Raw genomic sequence first — 18,671 nt, forward strand, 5'->3', positions numbered from 1 at the left:
ACAGGCAAAAGCGCGCCTAATCGTCGGCGTATTCGTCTTCCTCGCGCTTGCGCCCCGCGCTCTTGCGCGCGCCGAGCGAGCCGGTCACGGAGGGTTCGCGCGCATTCGCATACGGGCTGCGCGATTGCGCGCGTGCCGCCACCTCTTCGCCGGAGACAGCCGCGGGCTGGCAGATCAGGCGGCGGCTGGCGCGGCGCATCAGATCGACGTGGATGTGATCGTAGTGATAGACGTTCGAGCCTGGCGCGAGAACAGTCGTGAAATGCGCACAGGCGCCCGACTGCACATCGCGCAGGAATCCCTGCTCTTCCGGCACGCCCCGCCAGCCGTCCTTGATCGTGACGCGGCGGCCGTCGGCAAGCACGAAGGCGGAAATGTCGAGCGCATTGCCGAAGGCGTGCTCGGAGATATGGGCGTGCGGATTGCCGTTCATGCCGCGGCAGGAATAGGCGGAGATCTGCTTGATCTCGGCGACGCGGACGCCGAACCAACGCATCGCCGAAGGCTGCACCGTGTCGGCCAGCCAGCGGTCGAGCTCTGACACGATCGGACAGGCGAGCGTCGCAGTCGGCTTGATCGCGACGGGACCGACGGTCGTGACGGGATTGCCCTGCACCGGGCCAAGACGCGGCAGCGGCTGCTGCGCAGGTGCCTGCGAGTAAGGCGCCGGCCGTGCCGGATAGCTCGGTGCATTCATGTAGCGCGCCGCGCCCGCGGCATCGGTGCCCTCGGGCGGAAGGTCGATCTCGTCCTCCTGCGGAGCGACGCCGGGCGCATTCAGCGACATCGGGCCGGTTGAGGTGCCGTAGCCGGCGGGCTGACGCACCGTGCTCTCGGGATAGTTCGAGCGTGGCGACGATGCCGGATAATTCTGGCTCTGCGGATAATTCGATCGCGGCTGCGTCACCGGCCAGCGCGGCTGGCCGCCGATGCTGCCCGGCGGGCGCAGCTCCTCGTCGGCAAAGCCATAGCTGCTGGAGGCTTCGCCGATGGCGGCGACCTTGAGCGGAAACTCGGCGCCGCAGCTGCCAGGCCCGGAGATCGGGTCGATGCGGACGATGTCCGCACTTTCCTTCACCGCGCCCGATTTCAGGCACGCCGCTTCCGCCTCGGCTCGCCACGGTTCGCGTTCGGCCTGGAAGAAGCCGCGTCCGCAACCCGCTAGCGAAACAAGGACGATGGAGCCGACGAGATACAAACGAACTCCGCGCGTCATGCACGCACGTTCGGTGAATTTACTTAAAGACTCTTCAACGTGTTGGCTTCAGCCTTCCTTAACCATGACGGCCCGCGCTTGCTCGGACGCTGCCGCCCTTGAGCGACAGCAAGGCTGACTTTTCCGCGAGGAGACTCTCTGTTAACCATGATGGTCGCGGCAAAGCGCGCGACCAGCGGGAGCGACTTCATGACGTTCGCCGGCAGACTGAGCGTTATCACCGCCTACCTCGCCATGGCCTTCGTCGGCGCCATCGTGCTCGGGATGATTTAGCAGCTCATCAAGAGAAGCAAACTTCCTTCTCTCCTTGTGGGAGAAGGTGGCGCGCGAAGCGCGACGGATGAGGGGTTCTATCCTCGCGCGCTGGTCCTCGTGGAGACAAACCCCTCACCCCGATGAGCCCGTGTCGACCAGCGGCGCTGCCCTCTCCCACAAGGGGCGAGGGCACAACAATGCACATCTCGCGAAGAGCGACGACCGCGCGCTCGAGCGCGCAGGCCGCGACCCAGAGTCTCAGCCAGGCGTCGTTGTGACGCCCATCACAGAACGCCTGACCACCCCGGCGTAGGGTCGAACCACGCTTCATCCACCAGCGACTTCAGTCCATATCGGGACCACGCAATTCTCGGAGGTTGTCATGAACAAGCTCTCCATCGCCGCCACCGCCCTCTTCCTCGCGTCGACTGCCGCCGCGCATGCCGGCAATTCGATCTCGTTCCAGATCGAGGGGCAGCACATCCGCATCGAGACGCCGCGCAACTGCGCCTCGCTCAATTGCGTGACCATCGTCGCGCCCGGCCTGTCGGACAAGCCAATCAAGCTGAACAACATCAACCTCAACGGCCTTGGCGGCTCCAAGGACGATGACGTCGACACCACGCCGGCTCCCGCGACCACAACGGCGCAGCCTGCGCCGGCTCCGGTGCAGCAGCAGCCCGCTCAGCAGCCGCCGGTTCAGGCGACCGCACCGGCAGCTCCCGTTGTTGCTCCCGCCGCGCCCACGCCGACCGTTGGCGCCGCGCCGTCCGTGGACACGAGAGCGCAGCCCGCGCCCGTTGCGGCTCCGGTCGCGACCGCGCCCGCTCCTGCTTATGTGCCCGCTACGGCTCCCGTTGCCGCCACGCCTGTGGCCGCCCCGAACTCGCCGATCGGCGTGTGGGCGACCGAAGAGAACAAGGGCAATGTCCGCGTCGAACAGTGTGGCGCCAATCTCTGCGGTTACGCCGAGAAGACCAACGAGCGCATCCTGATCAACATGAAGCCCGAGGGCTCGAAGTGGAGCGGCCGCATTCGCGATCCCAACTCCGGCCGCAACTACGATTCCACGATCGCGATGAAAGGCCCGAACGCGATGCGCGTGCAGGGCTGCGCCTTCGGCGGCATGTTCTGCGGCGGCCAGACCTGGAAGCGCGTGAGCTGACACGCGGAGCGCGTCATCCCGGGGCGATGCGCAGCATCGAACTACGGTGCGCAATTGCGCACCTGAGGATCTCGCGCCGTACGCACAAATCTTCGTCATGCCCGGGCTTATCCCGCCTGCGCGGCCGAAGCCGCTTCGGCGAGGCGAAGGCCCGGGCATCCACGTTCTCAGGATCGTGCGTCAAGACGTGGATGGCCGGGTCAAGCCCGGCCATGACGATGTGGAGATAGCTAGTCCCTGTTAGCATTGCGCGCGGTTCGAACGTCCTCCCCTGCGGTACCTATTCATCCGCCATTCAGCTGCGCCCGGCTGAAATCCGCATCTCTCGCGTCGCGTTCTCACCGGGACATCCTCGTGACTTCAATGGTGGCTTGGCGCCGCTCCGTGTTCGCGCTCGTGCTGCTGGCCATGCCGGCGGCCGGCAGCAGCGTGGCTTTCGCATCGGATGCGATCGAGCTTGCGCAGGCACAGCCACAGGCACAGCCGACGCCCGCGCCTTCACCGACGCCGTCAGCTTCGCCAACGCCGGCGCCAGACTCGCAGCCTGCCGCCGTCGAGCCGATCGGCAATGTCGCAACGGTGACAGGGATCGCGACTGTGATCCGCGACAAGAACTCCTACCCACTGCGCGTGCGCGACGACATCTATCTCAACGACGTGGTGCAGACCTCGTCGAACTCCTCGCTCGGCATCACCTTCAACGACGCCACGACGTTCAACCTCTCCGCCAGCGCCAGGATCACCATCGACAATTATGTCTATGAGGACGGCGGCAAGCAGAATTCGGCGATCTTCGACGTCGGCAAGGGCACGGTTGCCTTCGTGGCGGCGGCGGTGGCGAAGACCGGCGACATGAAGATCACGACGCCGACGGCAACGCTCGGCATCCGCGGCACAACGGGGGTCGTCGATGTTCCCGAAGGCGCGGCGGCGAACAGAGCGAGCAACGTCAACATCAAGCTCTACCCTGACGCCGATGGCCGGGTCGGCCACATCGATATCGACGACCGCACCAGCGGCACGCGGCTCGGCGCGCTGACGCAAGCGTCCAGCGGCTTTGCGATCCGGCCTGGCGCAAGCGGCGCCGGCGGCGTCATGCGCTTTGCCGCGGTGCCGATCACGATTCCCCCGCAGCAGATCGCGCGCGACCGCGGCTTCGTCAGCCAGGTGCATCTGGCGCAGACCGCGGGCCGGCAGATCGTCATCGAGCAGCGCGATTTCCGCCGCGCCAATCCGGCCGCGATCAGCCGCATTCCGCGGCCGGCGCAACCGCCGCAGCAGCAACAATTGCGACCGGCGACGGCGCCGGGCCAGCTGCCGCAACGGCCGAACGGCCAGCCCCGTCCGGGCCAGCAGCAGCCGGGCGCGCCGGGCCGGCAAGGCGCGCAGCCGCAACGCCAAGGCCAAGGACAAGGCGGTGCGGTGCAGCCGGGCACGCCACGCGCGGGCCAAGGTCAGCAACGACAAGGCCAGCAGCCAGGTGCGGGACAGCCGGCGGGCGCACCGCGCACCCAACCGAGCACACTGCCGGGCGGCGCGCCGCAAACCCAGCCGCAACGCGGGGGACAGATGCAGCCCGGAGGCGTCGTGCCGCAACCGCCGCGCAGCGGCATGCAGCCGGAGCAACCGCCTGCGGCTCAGCAGCCGGGCAGCATCCAGCGCCAAGGCGGATTCCAGCCGCGCCTCCCCGCCACGCAGCGCCCCGCAGCGCCGCGCAGACCCGCGCCGGCTCCCAAGGAGAAGGAGCGGCGGTGACTTCTTTTCCTTCTCCCCTTGTGGGAGAGGGTGCACCGTCAGCGTGGCGCTGCTGCATCCTCCGTCATTGCGAGCGCAGCGAGGCAATCCAGAGTCCCTCCGCGGAAAGATTCTGGATTGCTTCGCTGCGCTCGCAATGACGACTTGGAGGGAGCTGAGGCTCCTGCAAACATACTAGCTCGCGGAGGCTGGCGCATCGCGAACTCCGTGGCGTGAAAAGACCTCACGCCTCGCCGCGCAGCCAGGCTTTCACCTTCTGCAACAAGCCGTGCTGCAACTCTTCGACTGAAGCCGCCTCAGCCGGCGTCAACGTCTGCAAGGCGGCATCGATATCGTCGCTCGACGGCGCCGGTTCGGGCGCAGACGCAGGCGCCAATCCCGCCGCCGCAAGCGCGATCGGGCCGATCTGGGCCAGGAACGCGCGCTCATATTCGCGCGAGAGGCGGGCGATCGCCTCGTCCAGCGTCAGCCAGTCGACCGCCTTGATGTCGTTCATCAGCTTGCGGACCGGTCCGCCGTCAGCCTGCATCCGCCAGAAATGCACGACCTTGGAGCGCCCGCCCGACTGATAGGCGAGCGTGCCCAGAAATTCGTGCACGGCGACGTCGTGGCCGGTCTCCTCCAGCACCTCGCGATGTGCCGCCTCCTTCGGCGTCTCGCCGTCGTCGAGCTTGCCTTTGGGCAGGACCCATTCGTTGCGCTTGCGCTGACGCACGACCGCAATCAGTGGCGCAGGGCCACGCCGCAGCACAATTCCACCCGCTGCCATCACCGGCGCCCGCGCCATCACCAAATCCGTGGTCGTTAAATCATCCCCGCGAACGATATAGACAGCGGGGACGGCGGATTGAAGGCTAGTTTCTCCTGAGCAGCGCTTGACCGGCGCGAATGCGTGTGCCCTCGGCGATACCGTCGCAAAAGGTGAAATCGCCGGGCGCAAGGATGATGATGGTCGAGCCGTGCTCGAACCAGCCGAGCTCCTCGCCCTTGGCCACACTGACGTTGCACGGGAAATTGACCGGGCCGCGGGTCTGCGCGTTCAGCACCATGTCGAGGAAGTGCAGGCGGATGCTCGCGACCAGGATCGCGGCGACCGGCACCAGCGTCAGCGCTTCGCCGGTCGACAAATGCGTCCGGATCACCGCGCGCTCGTTCTTGCAGAACAGACGCTCGACACGCTTCAGCGCGATCGGGTTGACGTTCCAGACGTCGCCATGGATCAGCGTCACGCGCTCGATATGGGCGTCATAGGGCGCGTGGAAGCGATGATACATGCTCGAGGTCAGCCGCAACGTGACGAAGGAGCCGTTGCGGTGCTGATCGACCAGCGCGGAGTCGCCGACGAGATCCAGAAGCGAATAGGGCGCGCCCTTGACCTGAAACAGTTCGGTGTCCGCGATCTTGCCGTGAGCGCCGACGATGCCGTCCGAGGGGCTCGCCACCACCGCAGGATCCGGATCGAACGGCCGCAGGCCCGGCTTCAGCTCCCGGGTGAAGCAGTCGTGCAAGCTCTTGAAATGCGTCTTGCGCGCCTCCGACAGGTCGAGGTCGGAGAACAGCTTCCACAGCGCGATCGAGAAGTCCCGCACCAAGGGATTCTCGATCTTGGAGAACCAGCCCATGAAGCGGGTCAGGGCGGCGCGGGGGATGCGGTTGGTCAACAGGAAGTTGAGGTCTTCCTGCTGGGTGAAAGAGGCGATGAGGGCTTTGACTGTCATGAATCTGTCAGCTCACAGTATTAGCGCTTGTTGTCATGGAAACGACACTCCCGATTCTCTCGATGTCCGTGGCCGCCGCAGCGTCCGCTGCCGCCGTCTTCCCGAAGATCAAGGCGCGGGTCGAGTTGTCCCGCGCCAAGCACCGCTCGCTCGCCGGGCACTCCAAGATGTCGCGCCGGGTGGCGCGGCTGCTCCCGTTCTACGAGTTCGAGGGTGATCAGTACTTCGGTTGCGACGGCGCGCCAGCGAACATCATCGCGCAACGCAAGGACGCCTTCTTCCGCCTCGCCAAGCTCTACGCCGAGCGCTACCCCAAGGGACGCGCGATGACGAAGGAAGCGGCGGAGACGATCTCCGACCTGAACTTCACCGAGAGCTACCGCGTGCCGTTCCAGTTCTCGCGCCTTGTCCGCGAGCACCTGGGCACCTCGACCTTCATGGAGTCCTCGCGCGGCGTCACTGTCACCGATGTCGACGGCAACACCTCCTACGACCTCACGGGGTCCTACGGCGTCAACATCTTCGGCAACGACTTCTACAAGGAGTGCATCGAGGGCGCCGAGAAGCGCGCACACGCACTCGGCCCCGTGCTCGGCCCCTACCACCCCGTCATCCTCGAGAACGTGCAGCGGCTCTGCCAGATCTCCGGCCTCGACGAGGTCTCGTTCCACATGTCCGGCACCGAGGCCGTGATGCAGGCGGTGCGGCTCGCGCGCTATCACACCAAGCGCACGCATTTGGTTCGTTTCGCCGGCGCCTATCACGGCTGGTGGGGCGACGTGCAACCCGGCGTCGGCAACCCCATCCCTGCGCACGAGACCTACACCCTCGCCGAGATGTCGGAGAAGACACTGCATGTCCTGCGCACGCGCAAGGACATCGCCTGCGTGCTGGTCAATCCGCTCCAGGGCCTGCATCCCAATGCCAACGCGCCCGGCGATTCCTCGCTGGTCGATTCCTCGCGCGGCGGCAATTTCGATCGCGCGGCCTACACCGAGTGGCTGAAGAAGCTGCGAGAGGTCTGCGACCAGCGCGGCATCGTCTTGATCTTCGACGAGGTCTTCGTCGGCTTCCGCCTCGCCGCCGGCGGCGCCCAGGAATACTTTGGCGTGCGCGCCGACATGGTGACCTACGGCAAGAGCCTCGCCGGCGGCCTGCCGGTCGGCGTGGTCTGCGGCAAACGCGACCTGATGCGCCGTTTCCGCGATGACCGCCCCGCCGACATCTGCTTCGCCCGCGGCACCTTCAACTCGCACCCCTACGTCATGACGGCGATGGACGAGTTCTTGAGCCGGCTCGCCAGCCCGAATTTTCGCGCTGTCTATGACGGGCTGGAGGAAACCTGGAACGGCCGCGTGAACAAGCTCAACGAGATGATGGAGAGCGCCGACCTGCCGGTGCGCTTCGCCAACTTCTCGTCGATCTGGACGGTGAAATACACCACACCGTCCCGCTACAACTGGATGCTGCAATATTATTTGCGCGCCGAAGGCCTGGCGCTGAGCTGGGTCGGCACCGGCCGGCTGATCTTCAGCCTCAACTACACCGACGCCGACTTCACCGAAGTCGCCGAGCGCTTCGTCCGCGCCGCGGAGAAGATGAAGGCCGACGGCTTCTGGTGGCACGATGGCGTGCTGACCAACAAGCAGATCAAGCGGCAGATTTTGAAAGAGATGCTGGCCAAGCGATTTGGACGCTGAGGCTAGTTCTCCCCACATAACCACAGTCATTCCGGGGCGATGCGAAGCATCGAACTCCGGTGCGCAATTGCGCACCTGAGAATCTCGAGATTCCGGGTTCGGTCCTACGGACCGCCCCGGAATGACGGCGCTTAATGCAGCCCCCAAGACGTGGATGCCCGGCGCGAGGCCGGGCATGACGTAACCATCAGACATCGGTGTATGTCGTGTGCGCCGCGCGCTCAGGCGTGCTGTTCTTCGAGCACGGGCTCATCGATGAAGCCCAGCGTGTGCTCGGGGTTGAGATGCAGGCCAGGGTCCATCAGCTCGCCGCGCATCAAGGCGAGCGGCGCCTTATGATAGAGCATCAAATCGTGGAAGGGATCGGTCAGGATCTTGGTCATCCAGACGAGGCCGGTCTCGACGTCGCGGATGAAGAACAGGTGCACGGTGCGGAACAACAGGCCGCCGCCGCCGACCACCAGCCAGATCTTCGCCACCTGACGCATGAAGTCGGTCGCGCTTTGCCAGGGCGTGAACAGGCCGAACAGCGTCGGATCGACGAACAGCACCAGCGGTGAGAGCGCCCAGATCGCCATCAGCACCACCTTGCGCTGAAGATTGTAGCCGACCTTGATCTCTTCCTTGTACTCGTGCGTCGCCTGGTTGATGTGGTCGTAATCGTGCGGCTCGAAGAAGAAGTGGCCGGCCTGACGCGAGGTCATCGAGACCAGCCAGCCGACCAGCGCGGAGACCACGGGATCGATGAACAGCCAGACATAGGCGAAGAGGAAGCTCAGCGCGCTGACGAAGTGCAGGCTCTGATTGATGCGACTGTGGTGATAGTAGCGATGGTCGTCCCAGCGCTGGATCCGCAGCTGCTCGAGATAATTCTTGATCATGCTCTCCCCCAAAATGCTTTCGGGTCTGGAATTACAGGGATTCGATGTACGCCGTGTGACATCATCATTTTGTCATGTGACGATGTGCAGCGGCGCGATGACGCATGGAACGCGCCAGCAGGCCCTCAAGCCGCCTTGGCGACGTCGACCTTGCGGAAGCGCACCAGCGAGAAATGGCCGAGCGGCGGAATCAAACGGCGCTCGGCGAGCTCAATGCCGTGCGCGCCGGCCAGCCACTTGGCATAGCGCGACCAGGCGAACTCGGCGGTACGGAAGCCGAGCGGACGCACCACCGGCTGCAGCTTCTGCTCGATGAAGCGGCGCATGCCGGTGTCGGCGCTGACGCGGGTGAGGATGATCAGCTCCCCGCCCGGACGCAGCACGCGGGCGAATTCGTCGAGCGCCTTCTCCGGGTTCGGCACGGCGGTGACGACATATTGCGCCATCACGACGTCAAAGGAATTGTCCGGAAATTCGAGCTTCTCGGCGTCCATCACCGCGAGGCCCTCGACGTTCTTCAGCTTCTGCTCTTTCACACGGCGGCGCGCCTTGTCCAGCATCGCTTCCGAGATGTCGGTGCCGAAGATGCGCAGGTTCGGCGCGTAGAGCGGCAGCGAGATGCCGGTGCCGACGCCGACCTCGAGCACGCGGCCGCCGATCTTGTTGGTGGCCGCGATCGCGGCCTGCCGGCCCTTGGCGAACACGCCGCCGAACACGAGATCGTAGACCGGCGCCCATCGGTCATAGGCCTGCTCGACCGTGCCGCGGGTGAGGTCGAGCTGCTGGGTGCCGTCAAGGTTCATGGTCTTAGCCATCGATGCGGTTCTCACTGTGGTTCGAATTGACGATCAACCGCGCACCGGCCGCCGCGCCATGCGAGGCGAGGCGCGCAAGGCGCGGCTGGGTTGAAGTGAGGTGAGGTTGCCGACGAACTGGCGCGCGCTGTTCTCCCAGGAGCGCTCCAGCGCGAAATTGCGACAGGTCTCGCGCGACATGGTGAGCGCGCGCAGGCACGCGGTGCGCAGATCTTGGTCGATCGCGCCGATCGGGTGATCGGCGATGACGTCCTTCGGCCCCGTAACCGGAAACGCCGCAACCGGCGTGCCGCAGGCAAGCGCCTCCAGCTGCACCACGCCAAATGTGTCGGTCAGGCTCGGAAACACGAACACGTCGGCGGCGGCGAGATGCGCGGTGAGATCCGCGCCCTTCTTCTCGCCGAGGAAGACCGCGTCCGGATACTTCTTTTCGAGCGCCGCCTTCTGCGGGCCGTCGCCGACGACGACCTTGGTGCCGGGCAGGTCGAGCGAGAGGAACGCTTCGAGATTCTTCTCCACCGCCACGCGCCCCATGGTCATGAAGATCGGGCGCGGCAGGTCGAGCTGAACCGGAGCGTCGGGGTGGAACAGCTCGGTGTCGACGCCGCGCGTCCAGAAGCCGAGCCGCTTGAAACCGCGCTCGGACAGCTCCTGCCGCAGCGAGGGCGTCGCCACCATCGTCATCGCGGCGGCATCGTGGAAATGGCGCAGCACGGCATAGCCGACCGCGGCCGGTATGCCGGTCCGCACCGAGACATATTCCGGAAAGCGCGTCGTATAGGAGGTGGTGAAGGCGAGCCGGTTGCGGCGGCAATAGGCCCGCGCGGCCCAGCCGATCGGGCCCTCGGTCGCAATGTGCAGCGCGTCCGGCGCCGCCCTCTCGATCCGCCGCGCGATCTCCTTCCCGCTCGGCAGCGCAATGCGCAGGCCCGGATAGGTCGGCAGCGGCCAGGACGCAAAGCCGTCGGGGGTGAGGAAGTCGATCTCGACATCGAGGGCCTTGGCCGCATTCGCCAGCGAGGTCAGCGTCCGGACCACACCGTTGACCTGCGGATGCCAGGCGTCTGTCGCGATTAATACCCGCATGGGGAAATCCCGAGAGTTTGATGATTCTCAGGCATCGACCATCAACGAAGGATATTTCAGGCGTGTGACGTCACAGAAGTGTCGGCGTGCTGTTTTGTTCGTTAACGGGCCCGTGGAGCCACGAAACTGTCATGAAACAATCCTTGCCGCCATGAAACCGTTTTCGGTTTTCCGCGCAAATGTCCCGAAACGTTTTGCCGTTAGGACTTTAGGCAACGGAGCACCGCAACGGTGCCGCGGTGAGCAAAACACCGAGCAAACAGGGGCGATCACATGTTCAATCTGGACACGTTCAAGACGTTTTCGCGCGCCGTTGCATTCGGCGCAATCGCGGTCTCCGCGATCGCGTTCGCTGGTGCAGCCAAGGCCGCGCCGGTGCAGATCTTCCCGTTCTTCCAGCCGCTGCCGCCGATGACCGCGCCGCAGCCGTTCCAGCCCTATCAACCGTATCAGCCCTATCAGGCGCCGACCTATCAGACCGACCCATCCGATGATCAGGACGCGGTCGAGCTGCCGGCCCGCTTCCGCCGCCAGACCGTTACTTACGCGACACGCGAAGCGCCGGGCACCATCATCATCGATACACCCAACACCTATCTCTATTACGTGCTCGGAGGCGGCCAGGCGCTGCGTTACGGCATCGGTGTCGGCCGCGACGGCTTCACCTGGTCCGGCATCCAGTCGGTGAGCCGCAAGGCCGAGTGGCCGGCCTGGACTCCGCCGCCGGAGATGATCGCCCGCCAGCCCTATCTGCCGCGCCACATGGCCGGCGGCCCCGGCAACCCGTTAGGGGCGCGCGCCATGTATCTCGGCGGCACCATCTATCGCATCCACGGCACCAACGCGCCCGACACCATCGGCAAGCGCGTCTCCTCCGGCTGCATCCGCATGACCAACGAAGACGTCACCGACCTCTATTCCCGCGTCAACGTCGGCACCAAGGTGATCGTGCTGCCGATGACCGAGCGCCGTGCAGACCTCGGCGCCGCGACACGCTAAAGCGACAGGACATTGTGACGCGAACGGCCCCGGAACTCACCGGGGCCGTTTTCGTTTGCCCTCGACATGCCGACGCGCGCTCGCTGCGGCGCGGTACCCAATGGAGGCGCAAATGCAATCACGCCTGCAATTCTCGCCAAGCTCTTGGCTGCACGCGATCGCGGGCGGAGCACTGACGCTGCTCTCGTCAGCGTTCTCCTCGCTCGCGCAGCAACCTGCGAGCGGCGATGCTGCCCAGCAGGCCTTCAACAATTCCTGCCGCACCTGCCATTCCATGAAGGAGAGCGACAATCGCCTCGGTCCCAACCTCAACAAGATCGTCGGACGCAAGGCCGGCTCGCTGCCGGACTACAATTACTCCTCGTCAATGAAGGAAGCCGGCTTCGTCTGGGACCAGGACAAGCTCACCCGCTTCATGGTCAAGCCGGACGAAGTCGTGTCCGGCCACAAGATGCAGCCTTATGGCGGCGTCTCGGCGGAGGAGGCGGGCAAGGTGTTTGCATATTTGCAGGCAGCCTCGCAGTGACGACCGCAGTGTGCCGGGTCGTTTTCGTTTGGCCCCGGTGATTGCGGCGCATCCTTCGAGACGCCCGCCTATGGCGGGCTCCTCAGGATGAGGTCTGAGTGTGTCGCGGCCATTTCATACGAAGCGCGCTTGCAGCAAGCCATAGATGCCGGTTAGCCTCATCCTGAGGAGACCGCGAAGCGGTCGTCTCGAAGGACGAGGCGTTCACACCGACGGCGCGCTTACCGGCTGACCGCGCCCCGCCACTCCGCGATCAGTCTCAGCCACGCCGATGCATGAAACGCGCTCATCAAGAGATACATCGGCACCATCCCGCCGAACGCAGACCCCTGCCCGGCGGTGCACAGCATGTCCGCCGGGCCGCCGCCCAGCAGAGCCGTCAGGACGGCCATGATGGCGAAGGTCGGCGTGGCGGCCAGCCCCAGCCATCTGGCAACGTGGCGCGCGGCCGCGACGCCGTCCTGGCTGGCGCCGGCGGCCGCGCTGACCGGGCCGGTCATTTCCGCTCCCCCGCGGCCTCCTGGCGAAACGCCCTCTCGCCGGCATCCGAGATCTCGATCCATTTCTTGTCGGGCGCGGCGCCTTCCGTGTAGCTGTCGTGCCAATTCCACCATTTGTAGGTCGGCGTCTGCGGATAGCCCTTCGGCGAGTCCTCCCACACCTCCTGCCGGCCCAGCGGGGTGATGTCGAGATAGTTCCAGGTGCCGCCCATCTGCTCGTCGCCGCGGCTCTTGACGAAATAGGTGCGGAAGATGCGCGTCCCGTCGCGGTAGAACACGTTGGTGCCGTGCCACTCGTCCACGCCGAAATCGGCGTCGAAGCTGTCGGTGATGGTGACCCACGGCATGATCCAACCCATCCGCTGCTTCAGCCTGATGATGTCAGGCTGCGGCGCGCGCGAGGCGAACACGAGCGTGGTGTCGCGGGCGTTCAAATGCGCGACATGGGCGACCTGGTCGGCCACCATCGAGCAGCCGCGGCAGGCGTGGTCGGGCCAGCCGAACACGCCGGGTTCGAAGAAGGCCCGATAGACGATCAGCTGCCGCCGGCCCTGGAACAGGTCGAGCAGGCTGAGCTTGCCGCCGGGCCCCTCGAACGCATAGGTTTTGTCCACCGCCATCCACGGCATGCGGCGCCGCTCGGCGGCCAGGGCATCGCGGGCACGGGTATGCGCCTTTTCCTTCACGAGCAGTTGCAGACGGGCCGCCTCCCAGTCCTGCGGCGACACCACCGGTGGGGTCTGCATGGCGTTCTGTCCGTTCGTCGCTGCGTTGTCTGCTGAACTCATCATGGCTCTCCAAATTCCTTATCCGAGCGACCATTCCGCGCCGCGTTATGACAGTCGCGGAACCGGTCGCTCCTCGCCGCACATCGTCGACTGGCAACGATTTCTGCCACCAAGCGGTTGCACGGTGGGAGTAACAAGTGTGGCGGGATTGACATGGAGTCGCTGATCACCGCCGCCGCGCGCGCGTTAGAGGCCGGCGATCCGCTCGGTGCCTTGAACCGCGTTGCGCTGCGCAATGATGCGCCGTCGCTGGCGCTGCGCGGCATCGCGATGGCACAGCTCGGCGATCTCGCCAAAGCCAAGGCGCTGCTGCGCACCGCCGCGCGCGCCTTCGGTCCGCGCGAGGCGGTGGCACGCGCAAGGTGCATCGTGGCCGAAGCCGAGATCGCGCTGGTCTCGCGCGATCTGAACTGGCCGGTGAAGACGCTCGCGGCGGCACGCGCGACGCTCGAGAAGCGCGGCGATCTCGCGAATGCCGCCCATGCAGGCCATATCGAGGCGCGCCGCCTCCTTCTGGTCGGGCGCCTTGACGAGGCCGAGCGTACGCTGGCCGAAGTCCATCCTGCGCCGCTCCCGCCCGCCTCCCAAGTCGTCCGCGAGCTCGTGGTCGCCGGCATCGCAATCAGGCGGCTCAGAACGAAAGACGCGCGCACGGCACTCAGCCGCGCGGCTCACGCGGCGCGCCTCGCGAAAATCCCGGCGCTCGTGGCCGAGGTCGATAGCGCCAACCTCATACTCGACACGCCGGCAGCGCGCCTGATCGCGCGCGGCAGCGAGCATCCGTTGTTGCTCGGCGAGGTCGAGCGACTGGCGACCTCGACGGCGCTCGTCGTGGACACCTTCCATCATGTGGTGCGCAGGCAAGGCGTCGTGGTGTCGCTCGGAACGCGTCCCGTGCTGTTCGCGCTCGCCCGTCTGCTGGCGCAGGCATGGCCCGCGGATGTCTTGCGAGAGACGCTGATATCAGGCGCGTTTCAAGCCAAGCACTCCGACGAGTCGCACCGCGCGCGATTGCGCGTCGAGATCGGACGGCTCCGCACCAAGCTCAAGCCTCTCGCCGACATCAGCGCGACGAAGCAGGGCTTCGTGCTGGCGCCGCGGAAGACGCGCGACGTCCTTGTGCTGGCGCGGCCCAATGAGGAGAAGCACGCCGCTGTTCTCGCCTTTCTCGCCGACGGCGAGCCATGGTCGAGCTCGGCGCTCGCACTTGCGCTTGGGATCAGCCCGCGCACCGTGCAGCGCGCCCTCGAAGAGCTGGCGCGATCGAGCAAGGTGCAGTCCTTCGGACACGGACGGGCGCGCCGCTGGATGACGCCGCCCGTTCCGGGTTTCCCGACAGGCTTGTTACTCCCCACGCCGCTCCTGAAGACGTAGGATGCGCGCAAGCATTAGGGATCGAGCACATGAAACGTTCAGCCGCCGAGATCGTGACGGAGTATGGACCCTTTCCAGGCGTCGAGGCCGTGCATGGCGTCACCTATGACGGCAAGCATGTCTGGTTCGCATCCGGCGACAAGTTGAACGCCGTCGATCCGGCCGACGGCAAGATCGCGCGCTCCATCGACGTTGCCGCGCATGCGGGAACGGCGTTCGACGGCCGGCACCTGTTCCAGATCGCCGAGGATCGCATCCAGAAGATCGATGCGGCCTCGGGCAAGGTGCTCAGCACCATTCCGGCGCCCGGCGGCGGCGGCGATTCCGGCCTGGCCTGGGCCGAGGGCTCGCTCTGGGTCGGACAATATCGCGAGCGCAAGATACATCAGGTCGATCCCGAAACGGGAAAGGTCCTGCGCACCATCGAGAGCAAGCGGTTCGTGACCGGGGTGACCTGGGTCGACGGCGAGCTCTGGCATGGCACTTGGGAAGGCGACGACAGTGACATCAGGCGGATCGATCCTGATACGGGCACGGTGCTCGAGCAGCTCGATATGCCTGAAGGAACGATGGTCTCGGGACTGGAGTCGGACGGTTGTGATCGCCTGTTCTGCGGCGGCGGCAGTGCCGGCAAAGTGAGAGCGGTCCGCCGCCCCCGGCGCAGCTAGCCGCGTCGTGAGACTTGAATGTGCGGCGACGCCGGATTCGCAGCCGTTAACCTGTTCGCCGCAATTCCACCCCACCGGTGCGCTCTAGCGGCCTCCTCGCCCGCCCTGTAAAATCCCCGCCGGGGCGGCTTGGGGGATTGATGCGACTTACGTTGAATCTGAAGATCATCCTGATCGGCGTCGCAGTGCTCGCGGCGTCGTTCTTCATCAGCCTGAAGGCGATGGACTTCCTGTCACCGCGCGCGACGAATTCGGCGCCGCCGGTCGTCGCGCAACTGCCGCCGCTGCCGCCCGCCTCGAAGAGCTCCATCGTGGTCGCGCCGGTCGCCATCGCGATATCAGCGATCCGTGAGCAGGCCGAGAAGGCCGCGCCGCGCAATTTCGCCGGCAAGGCCGACAACCCAATCTCGCAGATCCTGGAGAACGCCGATATCGGCTGGTCCGCCGTACGCGGACCGATGGCAGCGACCGGCGACAAGGACGTGCTGACGATCTCGACTCCGCTCAGCGGCAAGCTGAACGTGACGGGCTCGCTGTCGTCGAAAGCCACAGGCGCGCTTGGCGACGCGCTCGGCAGCGTGCTCGGTGGCGATGCGGCAAAACGGATCGGCGCCGTCAATATCAAGAATTTGAACGCCAGCGCCGAGATCAAGGGCAACGTGGTCGTCACCTCGCGCCCGAAGCTCGCCGCCGCCTGGCATCTGGAGCCCAATCTCGGCGCCCAGGTCAATCTCGGCGACACCAACCTCAACGTCGCCGGCGCCAAGGTCAACGTGCCGGCGCAGGTGAAGCCGCTGATCGACAAGAATGTCGGCGAGCAGATCAATGCCGTCTCCGAACGCATCCGCAACGATCCATCGCTGCGCGAGAATGCGAAAGCGCAATGGGTCAAGGCCTGCCGCTCGATCCCGCTGCAAGGATCTAGCTCCTCGGCCGCGCTGCCGCCGCTCTGGCTCGAGATGAAGCCGGTGCGCGCGATCGCGGCGCAGCCGCGCGTCGACGCGCAGAACGTGACGCTGCTGCTCGGCCTCGAAGCCGAGACGCGCGTCACCTCGGCGCCGACCAAGCCGGACTGTCCGTTCCCCGACAAGATCTCGATCGTGCCGCCGACCGGCACCGGCGTGAACATCGCCGTGCCGATCGACGTGCCCTTTACCGAGATCAACAAGCTGATCGCGGCGCAGATGGTCGGCCGCACCTATCCCGAGGACGGCTCCGGCCCGGTCGACGTCACCGTCAAGAGCGCCAACGTGATCCCCTCAGGTGACCGGCTGCTGATCTCGCTTTTGGTGCGCGCCAAGGAGAAGAAGAGCTGGTTCGGCCTCGGCGCCGAGGCAACTGTGCATATCTGGGGCCGGCCGATGCTCGACCAGGCGCGGCAGACGCTGCGTCTCGCCGACATCCAGCTCGCGGTGGAATCCGAGGCCGCCTTCGGCCTCCTGGGCGCCGCCGCGCGCGCGGTCGTACCGCAGATGCAGCAGGCGCTGCTGCAGAAGGCGACGCTCGATCTGAAGCCGATCGCCGCGAACGCCCGCGAGAAGATCGCGGCCGCAATCGCCGACTACCAGAAGAGCGAGGACGGCCTCAAGGTCGAGGCCAAGATCGACAGCCTGACTCTCGCCGACATCGCCTTCGATTCCAAGACCCTGCGCGTGATCGCGGAAGCCGGCGGCTCGCTGAACGTGTTCGTGACGAAGCTGTCGGGGATGTAGCGCGCCCCTACTCACTGCAGGGCTATCGCATTTGACTTGTTGCGGCGGCCTGCGCGCACGCCTCGTCCTTCGAGACGGCGCTTACGCGCCTCCTCAGGATGAGGCTAATCAGCGTCAGTGCCCTTTGAAGCTGCAGCTACGCACTCCGTCCTCATCCTGAGGAGCCCGCCTAAAGCGGGCGTCTCGAAGGATGGCCGCAGGGAAAAGCTCTCATATGCGATAGCCCTGCCACTCACCGAGGCCCCGCACGCCGCCGTCGCTTGCGCCGCTGGCATTCTCGCCGGAGGATGCTAAGCTGTTTCTCGCACCTTCGGACGAGGTGATGTCGACACGGTAGGGGACAACGCGAGGACAACATGGAAGCCGGCATGGTCACACCCGCGCCGGCGCTGGTGCGCTTTTCCAGCATTCAGAAGACCTATGATGGCGAGCATCTCGTGGTGAAGAACCTCGATCTCGACATCAGGAAGGGCGAGTTCATCACCTTGCTCGGCCCGTCGGGCTCGGGCAAGACGACCACGCTGATGATGCTGGCCGGCTTCGAGGTTCCGACGCATGGCGAGATCTATCTCGCGGACCGGCCGATCAAGAACGTGCCGCCGCACAAGCGCGACATCGGCATGGTGTTCCAGAACTACGCGCTGTTTCCGCACCTGACGATCGCGGAAAACATCGCCTTCCCACTATCGGTTCGCAAGTCGAACAAGGCGGAAACGCAGGAGCGCGTCAGCGCAGCGTTGCGCATGATCAAGATGGAAACCCTGGCGCACCGGCGGCCCGGGCAGCTGTCAGGCGGGCAGCAGCAGCGCGTGGCGCTGGCCCGCGCGCTGGTTTTCAATCCGCAACTCGTGCTGATGGACGAGCCCCTGGGCGCCCTCGACAAGCGCCTGCGGGAGCAGATGCAGCTGGAGATCAAGCAGCTGCACGAGACGATGGGCATCACGATCGTCTACGTCACCCACGATCAGAGCGAAGCGCTCACCATGTCGGATCGCATCGCCGTGTTCAACGACGGCATCGTGCAGCAGATCGACCGGCCCGACGCACTGTATGAGCATCCGGTGAACAGCTTCGTCGCCCACTTCATCGGCGAGAACAATGTGCTCGCCGGCACCGTCGAGACGATGGAGAAGAACTATTGCCGCGTCGCGCTGGCCGGTGGCGGCACGGTGACCGCACGGGCGGTTAACGTGTCAGACGCTGGCGCGTCGACCTCGCTGTCGGTGCGGCCGGAGCGCGTCTCCATTGTCCCGGATGGCACCTCCGGCGAAGGACCGAACCGGCTGCCGGCGAGGGTGCAGAACTCCATCTATCTCGGAGACCACGCGCTGGCCGTGCTCGATGTCGCCGGCAACGCCGAGTTCATGGTCAAGCTTCAGCCGGGAGCGCATCACAGCCTGAGACCTGGCGAAACCGTGTCCATCACCTTCCGCCCCGAGGACTGCCTCGCCCTCGACCCCGTCTGATCCAACGCAAAGCGGACCTGAAACAATTAATCTCAACGCAACTCACA

At 65.7% G+C, this 18,671-nt stretch carries 18 protein-coding genes; 10 read left to right on the top strand and 8 right to left on the bottom strand.

Annotation, left to right across the window (positions count from 1 at the left end; genetic code table 11):
* Window positions 1–16 precede the first annotated feature (16 nt).
* Window positions 17–1,216 carry an extensin family protein gene (locus YU9_RS0109495; protein ID WP_027572598.1) on the bottom strand — a complete coding sequence of 400 codons (1,200 nt, stop codon included), beginning with the start codon at window positions 1,214–1,216 and terminating at the stop codon, window positions 17–19.
* A gap of 147 nt (window positions 1,217–1,363) precedes the next feature.
* Here YU9_RS0109495 and YU9_RS50750 point away from each other — a divergent pair, with 147 nt between their 5' ends.
* The 3 genes from YU9_RS50750 (at window position 1,364) to YU9_RS0109515 (ending at window position 4,391) form a co-directional block, all read left to right on the top strand.
* The gene (locus YU9_RS50750; RefSeq protein WP_256375870.1) at window positions 1,364–1,489 is read left to right on the top strand and encodes a hypothetical protein; all 126 of its coding nucleotides are present in this window, start codon (window positions 1,364–1,366) and stop codon (window positions 1,487–1,489) included.
* Between the two features lie 364 nt (window positions 1,490–1,853).
* A complete protein-coding gene (locus tag YU9_RS0109505) occupies window positions 1,854–2,636 on the top strand; it encodes a DUF2147 domain-containing protein (RefSeq protein WP_027572599.1) in 783 nt (260 codons plus the stop codon).
* A 363-nt stretch (window positions 2,637–2,999) separates the two neighbouring features.
* Window positions 3,000–4,391 (top strand): FecR domain-containing protein, encoded by a 1,392-nt coding sequence (locus YU9_RS0109515; protein ID WP_027572601.1) that lies wholly within the window; start codon window positions 3,000–3,002, stop codon window positions 4,389–4,391.
* A 223-nt stretch (window positions 4,392–4,614) separates the two neighbouring features.
* On the opposite strand, the gene YU9_RS0109520 is transcribed toward YU9_RS0109515, so the two are convergent.
* A complete protein-coding gene (locus YU9_RS0109520) occupies window positions 4,615–5,178 on the bottom strand; it encodes an NUDIX hydrolase (protein WP_027572602.1) in 564 nt (187 codons plus the stop codon).
* A 67-nt stretch (window positions 5,179–5,245) separates the two neighbouring features.
* Entirely contained in the window at window positions 5,246–6,109 is an 864-nt protein-coding gene (asd, locus tag YU9_RS0109525) for an archaetidylserine decarboxylase (protein ID WP_027572603.1), read from the bottom strand.
* Window positions 6,110–6,144: 35 nt separating this feature from the next.
* Here asd and YU9_RS0109530 point away from each other — a divergent pair, with 35 nt between their 5' ends.
* Window positions 6,145–7,809 carry an aminotransferase class III-fold pyridoxal phosphate-dependent enzyme gene (locus YU9_RS0109530; protein ID WP_027572604.1) on the top strand — a complete coding sequence of 555 codons (1,665 nt, stop codon included), beginning with the start codon at window positions 6,145–6,147 and terminating at the stop codon, window positions 7,807–7,809.
* A 221-nt stretch (window positions 7,810–8,030) separates the two neighbouring features.
* On the opposite strand, the gene YU9_RS0109535 is transcribed toward YU9_RS0109530, so the two are convergent.
* The 3 genes from YU9_RS0109535 to YU9_RS0109545 form a co-directional block, all read right to left on the bottom strand.
* Entirely contained in the window at window positions 8,031–8,690 is a 660-nt protein-coding gene (locus YU9_RS0109535; protein WP_027572605.1) for a hypothetical protein, read from the bottom strand.
* A gap of 125 nt (window positions 8,691–8,815) precedes the next feature.
* A complete protein-coding gene (locus YU9_RS0109540) occupies window positions 8,816–9,505 on the bottom strand; it encodes a methyltransferase domain-containing protein (protein ID WP_027572606.1) in 690 nt (229 codons plus the stop codon).
* Between the two features lie 33 nt (window positions 9,506–9,538).
* Complete coding sequence (locus YU9_RS0109545; protein WP_027572607.1) at window positions 9,539–10,591, bottom strand: glycosyltransferase family 1 protein; 1,053 nt, start codon at window positions 10,589–10,591, stop codon at window positions 9,539–9,541.
* 273 nt (window positions 10,592–10,864) lie between these two features.
* Here YU9_RS0109545 and YU9_RS0109550 point away from each other — a divergent pair, with 273 nt between their 5' ends.
* Both YU9_RS0109550 and YU9_RS0109555 read left to right on the top strand, forming a co-directional pair.
* Complete coding sequence (locus YU9_RS0109550) at window positions 10,865–11,590, top strand: L,D-transpeptidase (RefSeq protein ID WP_027572608.1); 726 nt, start codon at window positions 10,865–10,867, stop codon at window positions 11,588–11,590.
* 112 nt (window positions 11,591–11,702) lie between these two features.
* The gene (locus YU9_RS0109555) at window positions 11,703–12,116 is read left to right on the top strand and encodes a cytochrome c family protein (protein WP_036017209.1); all 414 of its coding nucleotides are present in this window, start codon (window positions 11,703–11,705) and stop codon (window positions 12,114–12,116) included.
* Window positions 12,117–12,337: 221 nt separating this feature from the next.
* Here YU9_RS0109555 and YU9_RS0109560 read toward each other — a convergent pair whose 3' ends face one another.
* Both YU9_RS0109560 and YU9_RS0109565 read right to left on the bottom strand, forming a co-directional pair.
* Window positions 12,338–12,616, bottom strand: coding sequence for a hypothetical protein (locus YU9_RS0109560; RefSeq protein ID WP_027572610.1), 279 nt, complete (start codon window positions 12,614–12,616; stop codon window positions 12,338–12,340).
* Window positions 12,613–13,407 (bottom strand): thioredoxin family protein, encoded by a 795-nt coding sequence (locus YU9_RS0109565; protein WP_027572611.1) that lies wholly within the window; start codon window positions 13,405–13,407, stop codon window positions 12,613–12,615. Before YU9_RS0109565 ends, YU9_RS0109560 begins: the two co-directional genes overlap by 4 nt.
* A gap of 150 nt (window positions 13,408–13,557) precedes the next feature.
* Between YU9_RS0109565 and YU9_RS0109570 the strand changes: the two genes are divergently transcribed.
* The 4 genes from YU9_RS0109570 (at window position 13,558) to YU9_RS0109585 (ending at window position 18,624) form a co-directional block, all read left to right on the top strand.
* Entirely contained in the window at window positions 13,558–14,778 is a 1,221-nt protein-coding gene (locus YU9_RS0109570) for a hypothetical protein (protein WP_027572612.1), read from the top strand.
* 29 nt (window positions 14,779–14,807) lie between these two features.
* Window positions 14,808–15,446 (top strand): DUF5074 domain-containing protein, encoded by a 639-nt coding sequence (locus YU9_RS0109575; protein ID WP_027572613.1) that lies wholly within the window; start codon window positions 14,808–14,810, stop codon window positions 15,444–15,446.
* Window positions 15,447–15,586: 140 nt separating this feature from the next.
* Window positions 15,587–17,158 carry a DUF4403 family protein gene (locus YU9_RS0109580; protein WP_027572614.1) on the top strand — a complete coding sequence of 524 codons (1,572 nt, stop codon included), beginning with the start codon at window positions 15,587–15,589 and terminating at the stop codon, window positions 17,156–17,158.
* Window positions 17,159–17,514: 356 nt separating this feature from the next.
* Window positions 17,515–18,624 carry an ABC transporter ATP-binding protein gene (locus tag YU9_RS0109585; protein WP_027572615.1) on the top strand — a complete coding sequence of 370 codons (1,110 nt, stop codon included), beginning with the start codon at window positions 17,515–17,517 and terminating at the stop codon, window positions 18,622–18,624.
* The last annotated feature ends 47 nt before the right edge of the window (window positions 18,625–18,671 follow it).

The organism is Bradyrhizobium sp. WSM1743, from assembly GCF_000473065.1.
In the GTDB taxonomy this organism is placed as follows: Bacteria; Pseudomonadota; Alphaproteobacteria; order Rhizobiales; family Xanthobacteraceae; genus Bradyrhizobium.

Excerpts from the sequence above, each read along its gene's own strand:
- YU9_RS0109495 (WP_027572598.1), bottom strand. The coding sequence starts at position 1,216 with ATGACGCGCGGAGTTCGTTTGTATCTCGTCGGCTCCATCGTCCTTGTT.
- YU9_RS50750 (WP_256375870.1), top strand. The coding sequence starts at position 1,364 with ATGATGGTCGCGGCAAAGCGCGCGACCAGCGGGAGCGACTTCATGACG.
- YU9_RS0109505 (WP_027572599.1), top strand. The coding sequence starts at position 1,854 with ATGAACAAGCTCTCCATCGCCGCCACCGCCCTCTTCCTCGCGTCGACT.
- YU9_RS0109515 (WP_027572601.1), top strand. The coding sequence starts at position 3,000 with ATGGTGGCTTGGCGCCGCTCCGTGTTCGCGCTCGTGCTGCTGGCCATG.
- YU9_RS0109520 (WP_027572602.1), bottom strand. The coding sequence starts at position 5,178 with ATGGCGCGGGCGCCGGTGATGGCAGCGGGTGGAATTGTGCTGCGGCGT.
- asd (WP_027572603.1), bottom strand. The coding sequence starts at position 6,109 with ATGACAGTCAAAGCCCTCATCGCCTCTTTCACCCAGCAGGAAGACCTC.
- YU9_RS0109530 (WP_027572604.1), top strand. The coding sequence starts at position 6,145 with ATGGAAACGACACTCCCGATTCTCTCGATGTCCGTGGCCGCCGCAGCG.
- YU9_RS0109535 (WP_027572605.1), bottom strand. The coding sequence starts at position 8,690 with ATGATCAAGAATTATCTCGAGCAGCTGCGGATCCAGCGCTGGGACGAC.
- YU9_RS0109540 (WP_027572606.1), bottom strand. The coding sequence starts at position 9,505 with ATGGCTAAGACCATGAACCTTGACGGCACCCAGCAGCTCGACCTCACC.
- YU9_RS0109545 (WP_027572607.1), bottom strand. The coding sequence starts at position 10,591 with ATGCGGGTATTAATCGCGACAGACGCCTGGCATCCGCAGGTCAACGGT.
- YU9_RS0109550 (WP_027572608.1), top strand. The coding sequence starts at position 10,865 with ATGTTCAATCTGGACACGTTCAAGACGTTTTCGCGCGCCGTTGCATTC.
- YU9_RS0109555 (WP_036017209.1), top strand. The coding sequence starts at position 11,703 with ATGCAATCACGCCTGCAATTCTCGCCAAGCTCTTGGCTGCACGCGATC.
- YU9_RS0109560 (WP_027572610.1), bottom strand. The coding sequence starts at position 12,616 with ATGACCGGCCCGGTCAGCGCGGCCGCCGGCGCCAGCCAGGACGGCGTC.
- YU9_RS0109565 (WP_027572611.1), bottom strand. The coding sequence starts at position 13,407 with ATGATGAGTTCAGCAGACAACGCAGCGACGAACGGACAGAACGCCATG.
- YU9_RS0109570 (WP_027572612.1), top strand. The coding sequence starts at position 13,558 with ATGGAGTCGCTGATCACCGCCGCCGCGCGCGCGTTAGAGGCCGGCGAT.
- YU9_RS0109575 (WP_027572613.1), top strand. The coding sequence starts at position 14,808 with ATGAAACGTTCAGCCGCCGAGATCGTGACGGAGTATGGACCCTTTCCA.
- YU9_RS0109580 (WP_027572614.1), top strand. The coding sequence starts at position 15,587 with ATGCGACTTACGTTGAATCTGAAGATCATCCTGATCGGCGTCGCAGTG.
- YU9_RS0109585 (WP_027572615.1), top strand. The coding sequence starts at position 17,515 with ATGGAAGCCGGCATGGTCACACCCGCGCCGGCGCTGGTGCGCTTTTCC.